Source organism: Sphingobacteriaceae bacterium, assembly GCA_002319075.1.
In the GTDB taxonomy this organism is placed as follows: domain Bacteria; phylum Bacteroidota; class Bacteroidia; order B-17B0; family Aurantibacillaceae; genus Aurantibacillus.
On sequence record NVQB01000001.1, the window covers coordinates 2,933,375 to 2,948,802 of the forward strand.

General features: G+C 36.7%; 15 protein-coding genes. 9 read left to right on the forward strand and 6 right to left on the reverse strand.

Annotated features, from left to right (window positions below; translation table 11 throughout):
* Positions 1–58 precede the first annotated feature (58 nt).
* From CNR22_12730 to CNR22_12740, 3 genes are all read left to right on the forward strand, one after another.
* Complete coding sequence (locus CNR22_12730; GenBank protein ID PBQ32600.1) at positions 59–472, forward strand: Fe-S metabolism protein SufE; 414 nt, start codon at positions 59–61, stop codon at positions 470–472.
* A 16-nt stretch (positions 473–488) separates the two neighbouring features.
* Positions 489–803 carry a FeS assembly SUF system protein gene (locus CNR22_12735; protein PBQ34895.1) on the forward strand — a complete coding sequence of 105 codons (315 nt, stop codon included), beginning with the start codon at positions 489–491 and terminating at the stop codon, positions 801–803.
* A gap of 67 nt (positions 804–870) precedes the next feature.
* Positions 871–2,115, forward strand: a complete 1,245-nt coding sequence (locus CNR22_12740) for an ATP-dependent Clp protease ATP-binding subunit ClpX (protein ID PBQ32601.1) — start codon at positions 871–873, stop codon at positions 2,113–2,115.
* A 4-nt stretch (positions 2,116–2,119) separates the two neighbouring features.
* Here the strand turns inward: CNR22_12740 and CNR22_12745 are convergent, their stop codons facing one another.
* Complete coding sequence (locus tag CNR22_12745) at positions 2,120–2,806, reverse strand: hypothetical protein (protein ID PBQ32602.1); 687 nt, start codon at positions 2,804–2,806, stop codon at positions 2,120–2,122.
* A complete protein-coding gene (locus tag CNR22_12750; GenBank protein ID PBQ32603.1) occupies positions 2,793–3,686 on the reverse strand; it encodes a hypothetical protein in 894 nt (297 codons plus the stop codon). Before CNR22_12750 ends, CNR22_12745 begins: the two co-directional genes overlap by 14 nt.
* 134 nt (positions 3,687–3,820) lie before the next feature.
* Here CNR22_12750 and CNR22_12755 point away from each other — a divergent pair, with 134 nt between their 5' ends.
* The 4 genes from CNR22_12755 to CNR22_12770 are packed head-to-tail and all read left to right on the forward strand — an operon-like array spanning position 3,821 to position 7,460.
* Complete coding sequence (locus tag CNR22_12755; protein PBQ34896.1) at positions 3,821–4,942, forward strand: hypothetical protein; 1,122 nt, start codon at positions 3,821–3,823, stop codon at positions 4,940–4,942.
* A 5-nt stretch (positions 4,943–4,947) separates the two neighbouring features.
* The gene (pepT, locus tag CNR22_12760) at positions 4,948–6,195 is read left to right on the forward strand and encodes a peptidase T (protein ID PBQ32604.1); all 1,248 of its coding nucleotides are present in this window, start codon (positions 4,948–4,950) and stop codon (positions 6,193–6,195) included.
* Positions 6,195–6,521, forward strand: coding sequence for a hypothetical protein (locus tag CNR22_12765; protein PBQ32605.1), 327 nt, complete (start codon positions 6,195–6,197; stop codon positions 6,519–6,521). Before pepT ends, CNR22_12765 begins: the two co-directional genes overlap by 1 nt.
* Before the next feature lie 21 nt (positions 6,522–6,542).
* Positions 6,543–7,460 (forward strand): hypothetical protein, encoded by a 918-nt coding sequence (locus CNR22_12770; protein PBQ32606.1) that lies wholly within the window; start codon positions 6,543–6,545, stop codon positions 7,458–7,460.
* Here CNR22_12770 and CNR22_12775 read toward each other — a convergent pair.
* Positions 7,453–8,520 (reverse strand): aminodeoxychorismate synthase component I, encoded by a 1,068-nt coding sequence (locus tag CNR22_12775; GenBank protein ID PBQ32607.1) that lies wholly within the window; start codon positions 8,518–8,520, stop codon positions 7,453–7,455. The two genes, CNR22_12770 and CNR22_12775, sit on opposite strands and share 8 nt — an antisense overlap.
* Positions 8,521–8,573: 53 nt before the next feature.
* On the opposite strand from CNR22_12775, the gene CNR22_12780 reads away from it, so the two are divergent.
* Positions 8,574–9,149 carry a nicotinic acid mononucleotide adenylyltransferase gene (locus tag CNR22_12780; GenBank protein PBQ32608.1) on the forward strand — a complete coding sequence of 192 codons (576 nt, stop codon included), beginning with the start codon at positions 8,574–8,576 and terminating at the stop codon, positions 9,147–9,149.
* On the opposite strand, the gene CNR22_12785 is transcribed toward CNR22_12780, so the two are convergent.
* Together CNR22_12785 and CNR22_12790 are read right to left on the reverse strand one after the other, a co-directional pair.
* On the reverse strand, positions 9,150–10,214 hold the full coding sequence (locus tag CNR22_12785) for an aminopeptidase (protein PBQ34897.1): 1,065 nt from the start codon (positions 10,212–10,214) through the stop codon (positions 9,150–9,152).
* Positions 10,215–10,316: 102 nt separating this feature from the next.
* Positions 10,317–11,060, reverse strand: coding sequence for a hypothetical protein (locus tag CNR22_12790; GenBank protein PBQ32609.1), 744 nt, complete (start codon positions 11,058–11,060; stop codon positions 10,317–10,319).
* Positions 11,061–11,241: 181 nt separating this feature from the next.
* On the opposite strand from CNR22_12790, the gene CNR22_12795 reads away from it, so the two are divergent.
* The gene (locus CNR22_12795) at positions 11,242–13,689 is read left to right on the forward strand and encodes a bifunctional UDP-N-acetylmuramoyl-tripeptide:D-alanyl-D-alanine ligase/alanine racemase (GenBank protein PBQ32610.1); all 2,448 of its coding nucleotides are present in this window, start codon (positions 11,242–11,244) and stop codon (positions 13,687–13,689) included.
* A 269-nt stretch (positions 13,690–13,958) separates the two neighbouring features.
* Here the strand turns inward: CNR22_12795 and CNR22_12800 are convergent, their stop codons facing one another.
* Positions 13,959–15,404 carry a hypothetical protein gene (locus CNR22_12800; GenBank protein ID PBQ32611.1) on the reverse strand — a complete coding sequence of 482 codons (1,446 nt, stop codon included), beginning with the start codon at positions 15,402–15,404 and terminating at the stop codon, positions 13,959–13,961.
* Positions 15,405–15,428 lie beyond the last annotated feature (24 nt).

Sequence of the window (15,428 nt, forward strand, 5' to 3'; positions counted from 1 at the left end):
AATAAATTTAACAGCCGTCATTACGAACGTAGTCGGGAAAGACAGATAACCAAAAACAATGTCCATTCAGGAAATAGAAAAAGAAATAATAGAAGAGTTTGAGTTCTTCGGAGAAGATTGGGAATCGAAATACGAACATCTGATCGATCTTGGAAAATCTTTACCTCTTATTAAATCTGAATTAAAAACAGACGACCGAATTATCCAGGGTTGTCAGAGCAGGGTTTGGTTGAACGCTGAGGTTAAGGACGATAAAATTATTTTTACGGCCGATAGTGATGCTATTATTACCAAGGGAATGGTTGCTTTAATGATTCGTGTATTATCAGATCAAAAACCGGAAGATGTTGTAAAAGCAACTATGGGCTTTGTAGATAAAATCGGTTTGAAAGAGCATTTAAGTCCCACGCGGGCAAACGGACTTGTGAGTATGATCAACCAAATGAAAAAAGAAGCATTAAAAAGAATTTAAGATGAGCGCAATTATTATAACAAAAGACACGGAGTTAATGCAGCGTGTTATCGACGAAATTAAAACCTGCTTTGATCCGGAAATTCCCGTTGATATTTGGGAACTTGGCCTGATTTACGAATTAAACCTTGACGACGATCATAATCTCAGTATCGTTATGACACTTACATCTCCAAATTGTCCGGTAGCGGAAAGTTTGCCCGCAGAAGTAGAAAATAAATTGAAATTGGTTCCAGGGATAAAATCTGCCGCCTTAAAACTCACTTTTGAACCACCTTGGGAAAAAGATATGATGAGCGAGGTAGCCCAGTTGGAGCTTGGGTTTATGTAAGATTTTAAGCTTATTTAGACAAATTCTGAATTGATTTATTTGTATATTTGGTATCCCAGTAAGTAACATGGCAAAAGACACTACAATACGTTGCTCCCTTTGTGGACGTGACAAAAAGGAATCAAAAATTTTAATAGCCGGAATCAACGGGCATGTTTGCGATAATTGCGTAACACAGGCTTATGGCATTATTAAGGAAGAATCTGTTGGTGAACAAAAACAGCAGGTGCAACACGCCATCAATTTACTGAAACCAAAAATGATTAAAGAGAAGTTGGATGAGTACGTGATTGGTCAGGACGATGCAAAAAAAGTGCTGAGCGTTGCTGTTTACAATCATTTTAAACGTATAGCGCACGTTGCAAAAAATAACAAAGACGAAGTAGAGATAGATAAATCCAACCTGATTTTAGTTGGAGAAACCGGTACTGGTAAAACATTATTAGCGAGAACAATTGCTACGATGTTGAATGTGCCTTTTTGTATTGCCGATGCAACCGTTTTAACCGAAGCCGGTTATGTGGGTGAGGACGTTGAAAGTATTTTAACACGTTTACTGCAGGCAGCAGACTATGATGTAGCTGCCGCTGAAAAAGGAATAGTATTTATTGATGAGGTGGATAAAATTGCGCGTAAAAGCGACAATCCCTCTATAACACGCGATGTAAGTGGCGAAGGGGTGCAACAGGCTCTCCTGAAATTATTAGAAGGTACTGTGGTGAATGTTCCACCGCAAGGAGGACGTAAACATCCGGATGCAAAAATGATTGCGGTAAATACTAAAAATATTTTATTTATCTGCGGAGGTGCTTTTGATGGCATTGAAAAGAAAATCGCTAAACGTTTAAATACAACGGCAGTGGGTTATTCAGCAAGTGTTGATGAAGTTGAAATCGATAAAAGCCATTTACTCCAATATATTTCTCCGCAAGATTTAAAAGCATTTGGATTAATTCCCGAATTAATTGGACGTCTTCCTGTTCTTACATATTTAAAACCATTAGATAGAAGCGCTTTACGTCAGATCTTAACCGATCCAAAAAATGCTTTGATGAAACAATACAAACAATTGTTTAAAATGGAAGGCACCAAGTTAGAGATTGACGATGATGTTTTAAATTTAATAGTGGATAAAGCTATTGAATTTAAATTAGGAGCCCGTGGTCTTCGCGGTATCTGTGAAGCGATCATGACAGACATTATGTATTCCTTGCCAAGTGAAGAAAAACCAGTAAAACAATTTACGGTAACTTTAGATTACGCTTTGGATAAATTGAAAAATGCGCGATTGAGCCAGTTGAAAGTGGCTTAACCATTTAAATTATATCAGGCAAATCGTTTTTCATTTCACGCGTATATTCTCCAAAAAGTTCGTTCTGTATTAAATGAAATTCATTTTTTTCGTAAGTACGAAAAAGTGTTTTTTCTTTTAGATAATGAATTTGGTGACTAACGGTTAAAAGTGGGTCAAGTATATGAGAAGAAATGAAAACCGTTTTTCCTCTTTCATTCAGTATGCCAATAATAACTTCGAGTATTTTGTTGGTTTCAAGGTCTAATCCGTTAAAGGGTTCGTCGAGAATATAAAGCTGTTTATCTTGCTTAATCTGGCTCTGGAGAAATAATTTTTTCTTCATCCCCGTAGAGAAATCTTCCATAAAGCCAGCCAGTGGTAATTTAAAAAGAGCTGCAAGCTTCTCCTCGTTGTAAGTAGGATTAGTATTGGGAAAGACACTCAGAAATTCTTTTGCGGTCAGTTTTGGATAAAAAAATACATCTGCATCTATAAAAGCAATGTCTTTCTTATAAATTTTTTTGTTATCCTTTAAAAATACACAGGAATTATCTTTTATAAAACCGGCCAGAAGATTAAAAAAAGTTGTTTTGCCAGTTCCGTTTAAGCCAACAATACCATGGGTTTTTTTACTTTCAAATGTTTTATCCAGGTCTTTTAAAATAATTTCTTCCTTGTACCTAAACAAGGGAATTTTAGCTGTTATCATCTATGTAAGTTGAGAGGTTCTCTAATGCTTTTTGTTTATACGACCGGGCAAGTAGCAAAGAAAGAGGTAACAAAAAAGGAATGATGGTTGATGCGAAAAGCAAAAGCGAATCAATTTGAAAACTGAGCTCCGTGTTAGGTTTGTAATTGGCATATTTTAAATAAATAAAACAAGATGCAAGTACTAAAAAACCAGTCAGAAAACATGCGTTAAACCAGGTAACGTCCGGATGTAAAATAGAATTAAAAAGTAATAAAGGAGCATTTACGATCAAGAGAATTTTATGTGAAAATAATACTTTTCGTTTAAGGAACATCTCTGCATCAAGACCTTCAGGATTTAACATCGTGAGAGGTTCAAAGAAATTATAAAAACCAAGAAGAATACTATTAAGAAGAAACAAAGCAAGAACTCCAAAAAACTTTACCGGACTTAAAAATAATGCGATGAATAAAAGAAGAATAATCGCATAGAGGTTTTTTCTTGTACCAGCAATCCATTCAAATTGGTCGGGTGGAAGATATCTGCTTATAAACAAGAATTTTGGTCCACTGGCCTTAAATTTCGTAAAAGGTAGTAAACTCACCAGTAAGTGGATCGCCAGAGACAGGTAAAAGTAGGAGTTCAGTAACAAAGCTACTGTAATGGGTAAAGAGAGTAAATTGTAAGTTACAAGAAAATTTTTTTCAGCATGTTTAAAGTATTTTCCGATAAAATTAAAATCTTTGCGGTTGTTATGATAATTGAACAATAAGAAAATAAAAATACCAGCTATTGAGATAGCGTATGTTAAATGGTTTTCGGAAATTTCTTTTACAAGATAAAAAACAGCACCGGTTATTATAAATATCCAGTAGCTGAAGTCGCGTTTTAATTGCAAGTAGCGTAGCCTCAATAATTGCACGAATCAAAGGAAATAAAATAATGGATTGCAAGCCAGCAAATGATTGTTAAATGTATATTTTTCCTACATTTAATCTTCTATAATTCTTACATGTGAAAAAGCTGCCGCAACTGAAATTAAAAACTTCGTCACTTATCAAACAGGCGTTAGAATTGGTAAGCGCATCGCGTGGTCACGTGGTCCGGCAAACGAATGGGCTAATGGTATTTACTTATTTTCAATTAGGCCGTTTAATTGTAGAGCATGAGCAGCAAGGTACCAAGCGCGCTGCATATGGAAAGGAGGTTATCGTTCAAACGAGTGATAGATTAACCAGTCGATTTGGAAAAGGTTTTTCGGTAGATAATTTAGAAAACATGAGGAACTTTTATGAGGTGTTCAGATATAAGTTTACGGATAGTGTAATTTCCGAGACAGTGTCTCGGAAATCTCCTTCGATTGGAAAAGTGCGGGGAATGCCGGCAAAAATTTTAATTTCCGAGACACTGTCTCGGAAATCGTTTACCGAGATATTTCCATTGTCATGGTCGCATTATGTTCTTCTTTGTAAGATTAAAAACCAGCAAGAGCGGTCATTTTATGAAATAGAAACTATACAGGGCCATTGGAGTGTACGAGAGCTACAGAGGCAGTTTGACGGGTCGTTGTTTGAACGCTTAGCTTTAAGTAAGAATAAGAAAAAAGTTAGAGAGCTTGCAAAAAAAGGTCAGATCATCGAAAAACCTGAAGATATTTTAAAATCATCTTATGTGCTTGAATTCCTTGGCCTGGAATCTAAAAGTAGTTACACAGAAACAGATCTTGAAACGGCGATCATCAATAAAATAGAAACTTTTCTGATTGAAATGGGTAAGGGCTTTTTGTTTCAGGGAAGGCAGATTCGTTTTTTATTTGACGGCGACGAGTTTATTGTAGATCTTGTGTTATATAACAGGTTACTGCAATGTTTTGTTTTAGTAGACTTAAAAATCGGAAAATTAAGACATGAAGATATTGGACAAATGCAGATGTATGTGAATTACTATGATCGCTATGTTAAAACTGAAAAGGAGAAACCTACGATTGGTATTATCATCTGCAAAAACAAGAGTGATGCGGTTATAGAAATTACATTGCCAAAAAATAACAAAACAATTTTTGCCAAGGAATATAAATTATATCTTCCAAGTAAAGCAGATTTAGTAAACTTAGTAAACGAACCAACTGAATATTATACCAATAAAACAACTTAAATTTTATGAACTTTAAAGACTATAATTTTACTGTTACAGAGCGCTTCGTGCGTTATGCAAAAATTGATACACAATCAAATCCTGAATCTCCTACTTGCCCTAGTACAGAAAAACAGAAAGATCTTTCGCGTGTACTCATTGAAGAGTTAAAAGAGATGGGTATTAAGGACGCCGAGTTGGATGAACATGGTTACGTTTATGCCACCATCGAAAGCAACACTGCAAAAAAAGTTCCGGTGCTTTGTTTTTGCTCGCATGTAGACACTGCGCCAGATTGCACAGGTACAAATGTGAAGCCTGTGATTCATAAAAACTACGACGGAAAAGACATTGTACTTCCTGGTGATACGTCGCAGGTAATTAAGGTTTCAGAACATCCTGAATTACAAAATCAAATCGGCAATGATGTTATAACCACCGATGGAACAACTCTGCTTGGTGCAGATGACAAAGCCGGGGTGGCAGAGATTATGGACGCCGCCCACTATTTAATGACTCATCCGGAAGTAAAGCACGGGAAGATCAGAATTCTTTTTACGCCTGATGAAGAAATTGGTCGCGGAGCTGATAAAGCGAATATCAAAAAACTAGGCGCTGATTTTGGATATACCTTGGATGGCGGAACTGCAGGTTCCTTAGAGAATGAGACTTTCAGCGCGGATGGTGTGAGTATTAAAATAAAAGGTTTTTCAACGCATCCTGGATATGCAAAGGATAAAATGCAACATGCAATTAAAATTGCAGCGCAGATTATTTCGAAAATACCTAACCACAAAACACCGGAAACTACTGAGAAAAAACAACCTTTTATACATCCCACAGGTATTTCAGGTGGTCTGGAAGAAGTAGAACTAAAATTTATTATCAGGGCTTTTGATACGCCAACCCTTTTTGAATTGGAAGAAGAGCTACGCCAAATAGCTATTGAAGTGCTTTCATACTACGATAAAAGCTCCTACGAATTCACTGTAACGCAACAATACCGAAACATGCGCGAAGTGCTTGAGAAAAATCCTGAAATAATCGACAATGCTATGGAAGCAATTAAACGTTCAGGTCTTACTCCGAAATTAGATAGTATTCGCGGAGGTACAGATGGTTCACGATTCTCTTTTATGGGATTACCCTGCGCTAATATTTTTGCGGGAGAGCATGGCATTCACAGTAAGCAAGAGTGGGTGAGTACTCAGGATATGCAAAAAGCGGTAGAAACTATCGTAAATCTTGTAAACATATGGGAGGAAAATAGCTAATGGTAAGTGTGGAAACTTTTCGGAGTCTGGCCCTGGCCTTTGACGGGGTTGAAGAATTGCCCCACTTCGAAAAGACTTCCTTTCGTATCAAGAAGAAAATCTTTGCCACATTGGATCTTAAAAATAATCGTGGATGTTTAAAATTATCAGCAATAGATCAATCGGTTTTTTTAGCGTTCGACAGTACCATTATTTATCCTATTCCAAATAAATGGGGTAAACAGGGCTGGACTTTTATAGAACTAAAAAAGGTTAGAAAAGATTTGTTCGCAGATATGATCGCTTGTTCCTACAAAGAAGTCAGCAACCTAAAAAAGAAGAAATAATTTTCCTATTTAAAAAATTGTATGCATGAGAAATCTTTGAATAACGCATTAAAGTGCGGTCTTAAAATAGTTGTCGCACTGCTCTTTTTCTCCTGTAGTAATAAACAGGAACAAGGGAAGATGCTTAGTGGTGGTAAGGAGGCAAAACCCACAAGTTATGTAGAGGTTGGAAAGTGGATAGATACAGTAGCCACGCCTTATGTAATAGATATAAAAAGTACAAATAAAAGACTGGTCTTTATAGGCTGTGAACATCAACAGGATAGTTCGCATCCGCAATTTGGCATCATCGAGAAGTATTACAGGGAATTGAAACCGCAAATAGCATTTAATGAAGGTGGGCAAATTCCCGAGAAAAAAGATTTTTCATCCATGAACGTGGCTATAAAAGAAGATGGTGAAACCGGGGTGAATAAATATCTTGCTAATAGGGCAGGGATACCATTACTAAATGGAGATACACCGGATAGTTTAGAATTTGCAGTTAATGTAAAGAAAAACGATCCGAATAAATTGTTTGTTTACTACGTTGTTGAACGTATGGTGATCCCCTACCGCTACGGCGCTTACGGGGAGATCCCTTTTGAGCAGTTTTATAACAAGGCAATATATAAATGGTTTAAAGATTTTCCTCTTTCCAATCAGCAGAAAAGTTTAGAAAATTTCAAAGGGTCTTATAAAAAGTATATAGGTGCTGATTTTAAAGTGAGAAACCCACCCAGTACCTATGAACAAGATAATTTTAATGTAGAATTATTTGATTATGTAAATGATTCATGTGAGTTTTGTGAAATAGGAAGGAGTTCAAAAATACTCCGCGACAGTATTTTGATTCAGAAAATTAAGACGGCCTTTAAATCGTACGATAGAATACTCGTCACCTTCGGTCACGGTCACGCTTTGGCGCTTGAGCCTCAACTCCAACAGATTTTTAAATAAGCGTGGCATTTAAAGCCTTTAACATCGTCTGGGCTTTAAGCAAGCATTCTTCGTATTCCTTTTCCGGATCACTTAAGTAAGTTATCGCTCCGCCTACTGCTATACTCAGCCTTTTTGTTTTTTGATTGTAAAAAATGCTCCGGATAATAACAGATAGCGTGCAATCTCCTTTTTCATCTATAAAGCCCATCGCTCCTGAATAAGATTTCCTGTTAAAATCCTCATAAGTATCAATGAGGTCCATTGCCCTTTGTTTCGGAGCGCCGGTCATACTTGCCATGGGAAAGGTGGAGTCAATTATTTTTTCAAAAGAAGTGCCGTCTTTAATTTCACAGCTTACTGTACTCACCATTTGATGAACAGTTTCAAATGTTTCAATGTTGTAAAGTTTGTTTACAGTAACACTGCCTTTTTTTGCAAACATTGAAAGATCATTCCTGGCTACATCTACCGCCATTACATTTTCCGTGCGTTCTTTTATAGTGTTTTGTAATTCGTTTTTTAAAGCGAGATCTTCTTCTTTTGTTTTACCCCTTTTTATAGTTCCTTTAATAGGTTTTGTAATTAAATTATCCCCTTCTTTTTTTAAGAATAACTCAGGGCTCGCTGATATAATAAAATCATCACCTAGCTTCAGGATCTGCGAATAGGGTGCTTTGGATAATTCATTTAGTTTTAAAAATACATTCAGAGGGTCTATGTGCGCATTATCAGAATAGAATTCTATACAATAATTTATTTCATAAACATTTCCTTTTTGAATGTGTCCCTTTAGAGTTAACACATTTTTTAAATACTCTGCTTTTGAAGTCCTGCTTTTTAATTGCAAAGGAGACTCAATGTCTGTGAACTGCATGAGTGGACTAACATCTTCACGAATCACATTAAGAACTTTGTGGAAAAGGGGTTTCAGTTTTCCAGTTGCGGGATTTTTATAGGGAAGTAAAGCATAAGAATTAATGCAGTCCTCAACAGGTTCATCTGACAGGAGAAAAAGCATTCCGGAGTCGGCGCTTTTAGTCAGTTGATACATACAATTCCGGAATCTTTGAAAATTCATAAAAATATTTAATGAAAACAAATTTAAAGAGAAATTACCAGTAATTTCGGCTTATGCATATTGGTTTATTTTTCGGGTCCTTTAATCCTGTACATATCGGACATATGGCTCTCGCTAACTATATGCTCAGCTTTACAGAAATGGAAGAAGTTTGGCTGGTAGTTAGTCCGCAAAACCCTTTAAAAAATAAAAATCAGTTACTTGATCAGAATCAGCGTTTGGTGCTTGTGAATTTGGCCATCGACGATCATCCAAAAATGAAGAGTTCCAATATTGAGTTTGGTTTAACGCAGCCCTCCTATACTATTAATACGCTGGCACATTTAAAGGAAAAATATCCACAGCATACTTTTAGTTTAATAATGGGGCAGGACAATCTTCAATCTTTTCATAAATGGAAAAACTATGAAGAGATTTTAAAGGGCTTTCATATATACGTTTATCCCCGTCCCGATTGCGCACGAAGTGAATTTGATGCGCATCCTCATGTTCATCTCACGGAAGCTCCAATGATGGAGATCTCGGCAACCTTTATTCGAAGCGCCTTGCAAAATAAAAAGGATATTCGGTTTTTTCTACCCGCAAAGGTTTGGGAAGAAATTGACGCAATGAATTTTTATAAGAAGTGATCAGAGTGTATTTGTAAATTGAGTAATCAATTTAAAAACATCCACATATTCCGTGAGTGGCAATGTTTTCTCCACGTCATAAACATCGTGATAGAACGTCACACCACCCATGGTATAAATAAAGAAACAGGGAACGCCTTTTTCCGAAAACCAATAGTGATCGCTATTTGAGGCTTTACCGCGTTTTTTAATTTCTTTCAGAAGTTGTTGTTCGCTGTTGAGTTTAGTCAGCGTCATAAATTCTTTGCCGTAAACTGCTCCGTTTACAACCATTATCCCGTCATTACCTGTGCCCAGCAGATCAAGGTTTATGAGAAATTTTATTTTATAAATATCTATGGCTTTGCTCTCCACAAAAAATTTAGATCCCAAAAGGCCGGCTTCTTCACCTGCAAAAAACAAAAATACAGTTTTATATTTCGGTGGATGTTCTTTGTAGTAACGAATGAGATTAATCACAACACTCACCCCACTGGCATTGTCATTAGCACCGGGAAAAAAAGTAGATTTGCCAAGACCTCCCAAATGGTCGTAATGCGCTGAAAAAACAATCATGGAATCGGAAGCAGAGGTGCCATTTATAAAACAGCCAATGTTTTTACTTTCGAAATCTGAGATAAGTTTATTCTGAATGTCTATTTCGATTTCTTTAGGTTCTTCGTTAAATTTTTTTCGATCTATTTCCACTTCGCAAAATGTGTCAACGTCTTTTCCTACACTATAAGTCAGCTTGTTTTTCAGCGTTACAGAAATTTTTGTCTGCTCGCCAGAATAAATAAAATGAACAGAATCTACTTTTTGTAAAGTAAACTTCCCCTTCACTGAGCACGCGGAAGGGTCTGGTATAAAATCCTCTCCGGTTTTCAGAGGCTTGCCGTTAATACTGAGTTTACAGGCTTTTGGAAAGGTATTAACGGAGTGGTAAAAAGATTGAGTGAAATTTTTTTCGAATAAGGGGAATGTCTTTTGCTTTTTTAATTCAGCAACAATATATTTTTCTGCAGTAGACAGACCATTGTTTAAATACCCCCGCCCATAACATTTTTTAGAGGTAAGGAATTTTATAATTTTCCTTGCGTAAACAGTATCCTGGCAGTTTGCTGATGCAGAGAAAAATAGAACTGCAGCAAGTATAAAAAGAAAACGCATAGGTTTTTAGCAATGATATTAGTCGAAACGTTTTTTAACCAGCGAGTAAAAGTACTTCACTACTTCTTCTTTTGGATCCCACTCATACACATTCTTTAAACTGTTCAAATATATTTCTGCTTCATTCCAGTTGTTTACACTATTGATTTGTTCAAGGGCAATATTGTATTCAGAGGAGTTTTGCCCAAATAAATCATTCATAAAACGGAATTTATCATTCAGGCCTATTGCCAATGGAGGCTTAGGTTTGGAAGCGTCAAATGAAGTGGTTTCTGTTTTAGGAAAGGTAATTTGACCGGATTCGGTTTTTTGGGTTTCCATTTTTATACCGCGATAGTTATCAGGGTCTATTTTAGGTGGTTCTATTTTAGACTTTTCGTTTTCTTCTTTGTTTAGTGATTCAGGGGTTTGAAGTTTAGCTTCTTTTTTTTCTTCAGCCTCGAATTTTACCGTTTCTTTAATTTGTTGAAGATCTTCAGTGGTAGCAGGTGTTTTATTCTCAGTCTCTATCGCCTTGGCAACCTCCTTTTCGCCTGTGGCGGCTGAGAGTTTCGCGTGAATATTAAAACTTGGAGAAATTTCTTTGTTCAGTTTGTTGTATTTATAAATGGCGACATTCTCCTGAATACCCGTAAGTATTTTTTGAAATTGCTCACAGTCTGCTACCGAAGGTTGTATAGTATCGTCCACAAATAATTCCAGCGTTGGAGTCAGCTCATCTATTTGTATCTGTATTCTTTGAAGTATTTTATCAGTAGACATAATGTGAGCACAATTTTATAAAGAATGACTAAAATAATTTGATTTTATTAGTTCTTCAGCTACATTTAAATTTTGTTTTACACGCCTTTTAAACAATTGGTTTTAAGCGAAATGTAAACCTTATTCAAGTAAGAGAGTGGTTGAAATACAAACCACTTGCTAATTAACGAATTGCACTAATATGTACACGCTCCAGCAAATAGCCGAAATAACCAACACAAAATTTTTCGGAAAGAATAATTATAGTGTTAGTCATTACCTCAACGATAGCCGTGGACTTCATTCTGCAGAAGAAACTATTTTTATCGCTCTGAAAACCCAGCGTAACAACGGACATTTATATATTCCTGAATTAATAGAGAGCGGGCTGAAATCCTTTCTGGTGGCTGAAGGGGAATTTGATTATTCTGATTTTAAAGATTCAGATGTTTCTTTTATTGTTTCTGAAGACCCTTTACATACTATACAAATTTTGGCCTCTTATCACCGTCAACGCTTTTCTATTCCTGTTATTGGAATAACGGGTAGTCATGGAAAAACAGTGGTAAAGGAGTGGCTTTATCAACTTCTAAAAAATGATTTTGCAATTTGTAGGAGTCCAAAAAGCTATAATTCTCAGATTGGTGTGCCTTTAAGTGTTTTAAATTTGAATGAGACACATACGTTAGGCATTTTTGAAGCGGGTATTTCAAAAGAAGGTGAGATGGAAAGGCTAGCCTCGATTATACGTCCAACGCTTGGTGTGCTTACTTCTTTTGGCTCACCGCACGACGAAGGTTTTTTGAATCGTGAGCAAAAGATGGCGGAGAAACTAAAATTGGTTTCCTCGAGCGATAAAATTATTCTTTCAGGAATCACTAAAAATGATGCTCCACAAAATTTAAAGATCAAAGCCCTATTTATTTCTGAGCACGCGGACGCCGATCTCAAAATAAGTTTTGAATCTGATACACTTTATTTACAAAGTTCTTCTACGAACTATAAGTTTAAAATTCCGTTTACTGATCAGGCCTCCATTCATAATATTGCGACCTGTGTGGGAGTTCTTTTAACCATGGGATTTCAAGAACAGGTTATACAATCAAGAATCAGTCTTCTGCAACCAGTAGCATTGCGTCTTGAGATAAAAAATGGAATACAGAATTCGTTGCTTATCAACGATTACTACAATTCAGATCTTGATTCACTTAAAATTGCTCTAAATTATTTACAACAACAAAACCGTCGTCTCAAAAAAATTGTGATCGTTTCAGATATTGAACAGTCCGGCATTCCATCGTCGGCCCTATACCGCAAGCTCGCAGACCTGTTTCAACAAAATAGGATTGATCTTGTTGTAGGTATAGGAAATGAGATCTCAAATCATAGACCACTGTTTAAAGCAAACTCTTTATTTTTTAGAGACACGCAAGAATTTGCCAGTCAGTTTTATCTGAACAGCTTTCATTTCAGTGACGCGGGAATTCTTCTTAAAGGCGCGCGCAGCTTCGGATTTGAAAACATCAGTAAACTCCTGCAATTAAAAAGTCACGATACAGTGTTCGAAATAAATTTGAATAAACTAACGGACAATATAAATTATTACCGATCATTACTTGCTCCAAAAGTGCAGATGATGGGTATGGTAAAAGCTATGGGATATGGAAGTGGCAGTGCCGAGGTAGGCCGAACGCTCCAACACATGGGCGTAAATTACCTCGCTGTAGCCTATGCTGACGAGGGAGTGGAATTAAGAGCTTCTCATATTACACTTCCAATTATGGTTATGAATCCTGAAGAAGATGCCTTTGAAGATATCATAAACCACCGGCTCGAGCCGGAAATTTATCACTATAAGCTTTTAAAGACTTTTGTAGCCAAGTTGGATGCCCTGGGAATTACCGAGCCTTATCCAGTGCATCTGAAGATTGATACAGGCATGCACCGTTTAGGATTTGAAGAACATGAACTTATTGAATTGGCTGCTTTACTAAAACAAAACCCGCTCCTAAAAGTGAAATCGGTTTTTTCACACCTGGTAGGTTCTGACAATGCTGAATTAGATGGTTTTACGAAGGAACAGGTCCGGATTTTCGAAAAAGCATTTCAACTAATAGAAGAACAACTGGGATATTCGGTTATAAAACATCTTTGCAATTCCGGTGGTATAACCCGTTTTAAACAAGCGCATTACGATATGGTGCGTCTTGGAATTGGAATGTATGGAATAGGAGTTAATGCAGAAGAACAAAAACAGTTGCAAAACGTAGGAACACTTAAAACGAAGATTAGCCAGATTAAAAAAATTAAGGCGGGCGATACTGTGGGCTACAATCGTAACGGCAAGATCAGTCAGGATACAAGTATCGCAACCATACCAATAGGTTACGCAGATGGATTTAGCAGACAACTTGGAAATGCGAATCACGGTGTTTATGTAAACGGAATTTTTTGTAAGACTGTAGGAAATATCTGTATGGACATGTGTATGATTGATATCACCGGCATAAGTTGTAGTGAAGGGGAGGAAGTAATTATTTTCGAAAATGACAAGCAGATCGCAGCCATTGCTAAAGCAATGAATTCTATATCCTACGAGGTACTCACAAATGTATCTGGACGAGTTAAACGCATTTATGTTCAGGAATAAGCCATAATTTTTGTAAATGAAAAAACCACCGTTCAAAGAAGGGTGGTTTTTGCTTTGTCCAGTTCACTATTTTTAAGATAGCAAAATTGACTTATTAATATACGCCTTTCGGTTAGATTAGCGCTTATATCCTATAACGCTTAATAATATTCAATTTCAGGACCAGATATTTTTGCCTTTAAAAATCAAGCACTTAAAAAAAACAGGCTTTAGTTTTGTGCAAATAAATACTCAATTTGTGAATAGGCTACGGGATAATCCTAAACATATTAATCAACAATTAGAATCTTGCTTCTAAAATTTTTGCCCTTGGCAAAATAAACTCCTGGCTTTAGATCGTGAATTTTAAGAGTGTAATCGTTTTCGAGTGAAAGATCCACTTCTAAAATGGTTTGTCCGAGTGCGTTTACAATTACTATATTTTCAGCTTTATTACTCCTAAGAGCGAAGCTGCCATTATTGGGATTCGGATAAATCTCGATTTTAAAAAGTTCATTTTGCTTGTCAAAGAGTGAGGTTAGTTCGCAGACTTTAACGGTGAAATGAACAGTTGTAGTATCCTCACAGCCGTTTTGATCTTTACCGCTAACAGAATAGCTGATGTTTCCTGTTGTTTGTTGACTCGCTGTTGTGATCAACGAGCCGGTTTGCCCGCTAGACCAACTGTATGTTGTGGCGCCGGAAGCTAATAATGTAGCTTGCGAATTTTGGCAAATTACGCTAGTAGAAGCTGAGGCTGTTAATGTTGGATTGGGATAAACTGTCAGGATTTTTGTAAAGGGTGTTCCTGCGCCACCAGAATTAGAGCTTGTAAGAGAAATAGAATAAGTACCTGGCACTGAAAAAGTAAAAACAGGATTACTTTGAGTGGAGGCTGCTGAGACAGGCCCCGATACCTGCCAACTCCAAGCGGTCGGACTATTTGATGAAAGATCCATAGCCGCTAAAGATTTCCCCGCGCAAACACCCGAACCAGAAATCATAAAAGAAGTTTGTGGTACCGCAACGCTGTTAACATGGGAAACAGTGATATCGTCAATAATATTGTAGGCGTACACATCGCTCGTACTATTTTTATTTACAAGTGTTGTGTTAGCATCGCTATAATAATTTCCAAACGTGATATATTTATAGGCAGAATCTGCAACAAAAGTAAATGAGAAATATTTCCAGCCTGTGGTATCTAGCACTGTACTCATGTTGTAATGAGGAGTACGATTAATTCTTAAAGAATTAGATCCGTGCCATACAGCATTGTTAGTGAACAGCACGCCTATATTATTACTCACGTAAGAGGCCGATGTTAATGAACCGGTTGTTGCATAAAACGAGATAGAATAGGTTTGGCCTACCTGCATAGTTGTGGTTAAATTTGTACTAACGTATTCTCTAGCATCAACGTGATAACCATTATAGGTAACAAAACCGAGAACATTATTCCCGGAATGAGGTTGCACACAAGTAATGTATCCGCAAGGAAGTTGCGCAACGCCGCTACCATTAAGGCTTAAAAGATCAGGAGAACCCCAGGTACCCTGAGTGATATAATTTCCGTTGCAATTAGACCAACCATTTGCCAGGTTCAATTGATTATACCCAGTAGGCGATGATGATGTAATCTCTAGTCCTGGATTATTGACGAGGTTTTGAGCATTGAAGCTGCAAATACTTTGGAAAGTTAATAAGGTAAAAAGTTTGATTTTAAATAAGCGCATGGTTTTGGGTTTTAAATTATAAAA

Excerpts from the sequence above, each read along its gene's own strand:
- CNR22_12730 (PBQ32600.1), top strand. The coding sequence starts at position 59 with ATGTCCATTCAGGAAATAGAAAAAGAAATAATAGAAGAGTTTGAGTTC.
- CNR22_12740 (PBQ32601.1), top strand. The coding sequence starts at position 871 with ATGGCAAAAGACACTACAATACGTTGCTCCCTTTGTGGACGTGACAAA.
- CNR22_12745 (PBQ32602.1), bottom strand. The coding sequence starts at position 2,806 with ATGATAACAGCTAAAATTCCCTTGTTTAGGTACAAGGAAGAAATTATT.
- pepT (PBQ32604.1), top strand. The coding sequence starts at position 4,948 with ATGAACTTTAAAGACTATAATTTTACTGTTACAGAGCGCTTCGTGCGT.
- CNR22_12765 (PBQ32605.1), top strand. The coding sequence starts at position 6,195 with ATGGTAAGTGTGGAAACTTTTCGGAGTCTGGCCCTGGCCTTTGACGGG.
- CNR22_12770 (PBQ32606.1), top strand. The coding sequence starts at position 6,543 with ATGCATGAGAAATCTTTGAATAACGCATTAAAGTGCGGTCTTAAAATA.
- CNR22_12775 (PBQ32607.1), bottom strand. The coding sequence starts at position 8,520 with ATGAATTTTCAAAGATTCCGGAATTGTATGTATCAACTGACTAAAAGC.
- CNR22_12780 (PBQ32608.1), top strand. The coding sequence starts at position 8,574 with ATGCATATTGGTTTATTTTTCGGGTCCTTTAATCCTGTACATATCGGA.
- CNR22_12790 (PBQ32609.1), bottom strand. The coding sequence starts at position 11,060 with ATGTCTACTGATAAAATACTTCAAAGAATACAGATACAAATAGATGAG.
- CNR22_12795 (PBQ32610.1), top strand. The coding sequence starts at position 11,242 with ATGTACACGCTCCAGCAAATAGCCGAAATAACCAACACAAAATTTTTC.
- CNR22_12800 (PBQ32611.1), bottom strand. The coding sequence starts at position 15,404 with ATGCGCTTATTTAAAATCAAACTTTTTACCTTATTAACTTTCCAAAGT.